The organism is Streptomyces sp. NPDC045470, assembly GCF_040646595.1.
Taxonomy (GTDB): domain Bacteria; phylum Actinomycetota; class Actinomycetes; order Streptomycetales; family Streptomycetaceae; genus Streptomyces.
This window is the reverse complement of sequence record NZ_JBEZAN010000049.1, coordinates 1-5,275: the sequence shown is the minus strand read 5'-3', so window position 1 is coordinate 5,275 and position 5,275 is coordinate 1. Positions and strand designations below refer to the sequence as shown.

At 65.4% G+C, this 5,275-nt stretch carries 8 protein-coding genes; 3 read left to right on the top strand and 5 right to left on the bottom strand.

The genetic code is table 11. The annotated features are described in order from the left end of the window. Window positions 1-149 precede the first annotated feature (149 nt). The 5 genes from AB0A97_RS41470 to AB0A97_RS41450 form a co-directional block, all read right to left on the bottom strand. Window positions 150-299, bottom strand: coding sequence for a hypothetical protein (locus AB0A97_RS41470; protein WP_361161257.1), 150 nt, complete (start codon window positions 297-299; stop codon window positions 150-152). Window positions 300-715: 416 nt separating this feature from the next. Further along, window positions 716-1,537 (bottom strand): DUF317 domain-containing protein, encoded by an 822-nt coding sequence (locus AB0A97_RS41465; RefSeq protein ID WP_361161254.1) that lies wholly within the window; start codon window positions 1,535-1,537, stop codon window positions 716-718. A gap of 15 nt (window positions 1,538-1,552) precedes the next feature. Beyond that, entirely contained in the window at window positions 1,553-1,843 is a 291-nt protein-coding gene (locus AB0A97_RS41460) for a hypothetical protein (RefSeq protein ID WP_361161251.1), read from the bottom strand. Window positions 1,844-1,950: 107 nt separating this feature from the next. After that, a complete protein-coding gene (locus tag AB0A97_RS41455) occupies window positions 1,951-2,322 on the bottom strand; it encodes a DUF317 domain-containing protein (RefSeq protein WP_361161248.1) in 372 nt (123 codons plus the stop codon). A 269-nt stretch (window positions 2,323-2,591) separates the two neighbouring features. Next, entirely contained in the window at window positions 2,592-3,851 is a 1,260-nt protein-coding gene (locus tag AB0A97_RS41450; RefSeq protein WP_361161246.1) for a hypothetical protein, read from the bottom strand. A gap of 199 nt (window positions 3,852-4,050) precedes the next feature. On the opposite strand from AB0A97_RS41450, the gene AB0A97_RS41445 reads away from it, so the two are divergent. From AB0A97_RS41445 to AB0A97_RS41435, 3 genes are read left to right on the top strand one after another with little or no spacing between them, the layout of a single operon-like run. Continuing rightward, on the top strand, window positions 4,051-4,386 hold the full coding sequence (locus tag AB0A97_RS41445) for a hypothetical protein (RefSeq protein ID WP_361161243.1): 336 nt from the start codon (window positions 4,051-4,053) through the stop codon (window positions 4,384-4,386). A 46-nt stretch (window positions 4,387-4,432) separates the two neighbouring features. Continuing rightward, window positions 4,433-4,747, top strand: a complete 315-nt coding sequence (locus tag AB0A97_RS41440) for a hypothetical protein (protein ID WP_361161240.1) — start codon at window positions 4,433-4,435, stop codon at window positions 4,745-4,747. Window positions 4,748-4,786: 39 nt separating this feature from the next. Next, window positions 4,787-5,245 (top strand): hypothetical protein, encoded by a 459-nt coding sequence (locus tag AB0A97_RS41435; RefSeq protein WP_361161237.1) that lies wholly within the window; start codon window positions 4,787-4,789, stop codon window positions 5,243-5,245. Window positions 5,246-5,275: the final 30 nt, after the last annotated feature.

Here is a 5,275-nt window from a genome sequence, read left to right as displayed (position 1 = left end):
ACGACAAGACCGCCACCATCTACCTCGCCGGACTCCACCTCGCCGCCATCTTCATCTGGTCGGCGAGATGATCCGAAGAAAAGGCCCTAGCCGTAACGCCCACCCGCGACTCAGTCGATTCGCCGTGATCGATCCGAGTCTCGCCACCTTCACAGAGACCGGACACCCATGGCGTATTCGTCGAAGTGCCCGATGACATCTCGTGCCTTCTTGCCGCCCGGTACGGCACGGTCGAATGTGGTGAGCGCTTCGCGCAACAGTGCCTTTGCTGCCTCGGTCTTCACATGTGTACGGGCCATTTCGACACCACGTGGCGAAGGGCCATGACCGTGTACGGGGCATCGGTGAGCGCGTGGTCCTTATCGTCCTCGCTTAACATCCGGTGCAGGTCGAGCGCTACCTTCCGGTGCGCCATCCAGGCAGACGTGTGGCCGATGTTGGCTCCATGCTCCGTTGGTCGCCACGGCCCTCCGGACTCGCTCACGTTTGCAACTGCTCCGCTTGTGTAGGCAGAACAGGCCAGCTTACGGGCTGAGGAATGCCGGCGAGGAGGATTTCGGTTCGCGCGGCCACAACCATCTTCGCCTGGGCGCCCCACACTGGGCAGTATGAAGCCCGGCTCCCTCTCGGGGAGCCGGGCTTCATAGGTGACGGGAAGGCAAAAAGCGGCCGAGCGCTATCCCCAGCCTCAAGGAAGCGCACGAGTCGGCCATCGTTAGCCGGCCGGTGCGCGCAGGAGTCGCTCCCGGGTGCTTTCGGGCAGCACACGGCGCAGGACCGGCGCGGTGGAGCTGAGCGTGGTGGCGAAGCACGCCACAAGGTCGTGCGGCACGCTGGGACCGAAGGACGCGGCCCACAGGCACGGTGCCCCCAGCACCGGCTCGGCCCACGCCTGCCACCCGGCCGGACCCGCCTCATCGGTCTCCGCCGCCAGGACGCGCGGGTCGGCGTCCTGGATGAGGGGTGGCACCTCGCCGAGGCTGATGTGCGAGGCGAAAGTCGAATCCATCGCTCCCGCATGCGGCTGGTCGATGTCACGGAACCAGCCATGCGCGGTCACCGCGTCGAGGACCAGCTCGGGGCCGCCCATCGGGGCAGCAGGCTGGTCGCAGGCGTCGAGCGCGACCAGGAAGTCGGCCAGGGCCTCCCCCGGGACGTCGGGGGTGAAGTAGGCGGACCACTGCGCGAGCGGACTGCTCGTGTCCGCGCGAGCGGAGACCTGCCAGGCGATCGGCAGCTCCCCCAGATGGAACGGCTCGTCCGCCAGGACCCACTGGGCCCAGCGAAGGGTGTCGGGGCTGATGTGCAGGACAGTGCTGCGCAGGACCTGGCGGTCCTGCGGTGCCTCATCCGGCACCTGCCGTCCGCGGACGATCGTCAGGCTCGTCCAGCCCAGGCCGGCGAGCGTATCGGCGACGGCGTCGTAAAGCCGTCCGTCATCACCGGCCAGATGCCGGGGGCCGACCCAGTACGCGGGCGGGACTCCGTGCGGGAGGGGCGGGTCGGGTGGGAACTCGGGATGCAGGGGCGCCTCCAAAGACTCGGTGTGGTTCTACTTGCCGCCGGCGCTGCGGCGCGGCCGACGCGGGGGAGCCTGGACCGGAGATTGCCAGGCCAGTTCGACAGCGACCTCCCGCGGCAGGTGTCCGAGCTGCGTGTCCGCGTCCCGGCCCTCGGCGAGGTAGACAACAGGCAGGCCGGTCTCGTCGGTGGCCTGGACAACCCGCTCCACGCGGTGCGCCATCGGGAAGAACGGGTTCATCGCCTGTCGCACCGGAGCGCCTCGATCGCAGGCGGACAACAGGTCAATGAGATCGCCGACAGTCAACTCCGTATGAGGCACGGACAATCATCCTCCTTGTATGAGGGAGCGCGATGAGTGGCGGCATGCGCTGCCACCGGATGCAAAAAGTGCCCTTCGGCGAAGGACTTCCGGCTCAAGCCGGAGCGCTACTGGCGCCGGGAAGTCTCCAGCACGCGTGCCACGGCGGCGGCGACGATATCGGCCGGCGTCTCGGTCCCGAAGGACATCTTGTAGCCAGGAGCACTCGCCGTGCCGGTGACGGCGATCACCCACCCTTCGTCCTTCACCCAGTCCTCGTCGGCTCCGCCGGGCCGTCCGTTGGGGAACCAACCGAGGTAGAACCGGCCATCACGGCTGTTGATGTGGACATCGGCACGGTCATCCACGACGTGCGTGAACTCAGCCTCTGCGAACTGGTCGATCACCCGCATCGGCTGACCGGGACCGAGCCTCCATGAGCGGAGCCGAAGGGCTTCGCGGATCGTGGCAAATCCAGGTTGCAGCGCATCCACTGCCACGGAATCACCTCTCTGACCTGGGGTTTTCAGGGAAGGTCGTCTACGTTGACATGCCCCTGCGACTTCCACCAGCCCTTTGGCGATCTTTCCCGTCTGCTCCCGGCGAACTGTCCTTTGCCATTTCTGTGGGATCTCAAATTCCGTGTCGGAATCTCACGGTCGGTGTCGGATGGAAGTCGGATCCGACACCATGCTGAGATTCGCAGGTCGCAGTAGGCAAGAGAGAGCGCGGTCAGTGGGTTGCTGCTTTTCTACGCTGGCGCCCACGTTTACTCGTTGGGGGACTCCGTTGCCAGCGGGATGCCGCACTGCAGGCAGCCGTTCGCGTGGTCGTCCCGGCAGACGTAGCCGATGGCACCATCCACGCACCATTCGGCGGCCTCCTCGGACAGCAGGTCGGGCCCGGCATGGAGCAGCCGACGAAGTTCCGTGGTGTCCGCAATGTCGACCGGGCGGTTGGTGAACCACTCGTCGAACCAAGGCTTGTCTCGGTGCACGTGCCAGTGCGCATTCTCCCGGTCGTCGACAGCCGTAGTGAACCGATCGACGATGCGCCCCCAACTCGGTGTTCCGAACCAGCCGTTGTCGGACGCGCAGAAGAATTCGATCAGGGTTCGCAGGCCGAACGTCTTCTCGCGAAGGCAGTACGCTCGCCCCCAAGCGATCGCGTCCTGTGCCATCTTCGCGAGTTCTTCGCGCGGATCAGCCTCGTGCGCCGGGTCGTCAGGATTGTGGCAGGCCAGCCCGAGCTCGAGAACAGACTGCCCGGTCGGTAGAACCCGGGACGGGTTGACGATCGCGAGACCGAGACCGATCCAGTCGACATGGTCGAACGACAGCATCGAGCGCACGAGTCGGGTGGTTGCCGTGTTGATCCGCATCATTGTGCCGTCGTGGAGCGGGCTCTTCCCGGCATGCCAGTTCTCGACGGGTGTGTTGCGCCACACGGCGAGCGTGATGCGGGTGGCAGCGAGCCACAGCAGGGCGTCATCGTCGAGGTGCCCGAACCGCTTGGCACACTCCTGGGCGCCGTAGGTGATCAACTCTTCCGGTTTCGGCCACCTGTGGCTGTCGGGCCCTTCAGGCCCTTCAGGCCCTTCAGGCGCGTACTCGTAGTCGTCGGCGTACTCGTCGAGGATCCCGCTCAACTCAGCTGCGCTGTAAGCCTCGCTGTACTCGGAGCTGTCCGGCTCCTCGACGGTGTACATGTCGTGGTCCCAGGAGACGTACACGTTGCGCCAGAGCACTACGTCATCGCACTCGCCGGCGTTGTCCGTCACAACCGGCCTGATGGTGATCGGGGCAGTACGCCCGTCGGTTCGCTCGCCGTCCTTTTCGGCGGCCCATGCGGTGATGACCCCGAGCGGCTTCGGAAGGAGAGGACCGACCTCGGTGATGCTGAACGGCTCGTCGTCGTCATCGGTGTCGAACCGGCTGTTGACGAACGCGACCGCCTCGGAGGGCGTGCTGACGATGGACTGGCTACCACTCTCGTTGTCAACCACTCGCCACAACGGGCTGTTCTTCACGATGCTCTCCGATCGCAGTGAGTGCACCCGGGGCGGGTGCGATGCGCCGAGTCGCTCGGCACTGACTCCAATTATGGGTTGATCAACCCATCCGTAGTCCCGAAGACGCTTGTCGGCGACAACGTTCGGTACGTTCGCGTGCAACCTGCTTTTCGCGACCGCGGCAACACAGCAGAGTCCCACAGCGGAGAAGGCGAAGATGGCGCTGAACAAGAAGGGTTCCCGGCGCATAACCGTTGACGGGATCGAGTACCGCTGGCGGATCCGCAGGAAGCCCTCCTACATGCAGGGCCTCTGCTGGACACCGCTGACCTGTGCGGTTGAAGCGGCCAGCGGCAACCAGCCGGGCACGACCTTGATCGTCACCAGCGGTCAGGCCCATCCCAGCAACTGGGTGGGCGTCGAGGCGGAGCCCATTCGTCCGGCTCACGTTGTTGCCAGCATTCGAGAGGCACGGGATCAAGGCTGGGATCCAACCCGGGTCGGTTCTCCTTTCCAGCTCGACCGATCCGCAGGATTCATCGCCCAGTCATGAGACAGAGCGGAGTAGGGCGGCGCCTCTGGCCCGGCATCATGGCCTGGTGACCACATGGATGCGCTGCTACTGGGACGAGGACGACATCTGGTTCTACTTCGAGGTCGACGCCGAAGGCTGGGTGATCCGGCAGGTCGAACTCGAAGGGCCAGAGCTGAACCCAATCGCAGCTGCTACCCTCGCCGAGTGGCAGCGGGCCCGCGACGCAGGCCGCCTCGGTGATTACGACAGCAGATTCGGGATCACCGCCGAGCTGCCCGTCTCGGAATGGGAAGGCCACGACCCCGAACAACTCACCTTCGAGGAGTTCGAGGACGTATGGGGCCTTGCCCGTCAGCAGATCGCATCCCGGCCCAGCTGACCTCTCGGCGCCGCACTGGCTTCTTGGCATCATCGCGACATGACCCCGACCCTTCCCCGCACCGTCCGAGCCGTCGACACCGCTCAGCTCCTGGACCTGGCCCAGGAGGCCGCCATGCATGGCTTCAGCCAGCGGCTCCCGGTCGACTGGCTCCGAGAGCACCTCGCCGCAGAAGCGACGCACTACCTGTTCCCGACACTCGTGCAGCGGCTCACGCACCGTCCTGAGGTGCCGCTGCAGTGGAGGTGCCAGCAACTGCTGACCGTCAGCACCGGCGAGCAGATCTGGGGTCTCCTCGATGTCCTTCCCGACACCTTCGACAAGATCTCGGAGACCTTGGACACGGCGTCCAAGAAGGACATCGTCAACCGCATCGAGCAAGCAGTGAAGGTGCGGAAGTGGATGGAACGGACAGCCGCCGATGCAGGCTCATTAGGAGTTGTCTTCAAATGTCAGGCCCACATCAGGAGCGATGCGAGGGTGACGGCTGCCTGGTAGGACTCGGCGGTCTTGTCGTAGCGGGTGGCG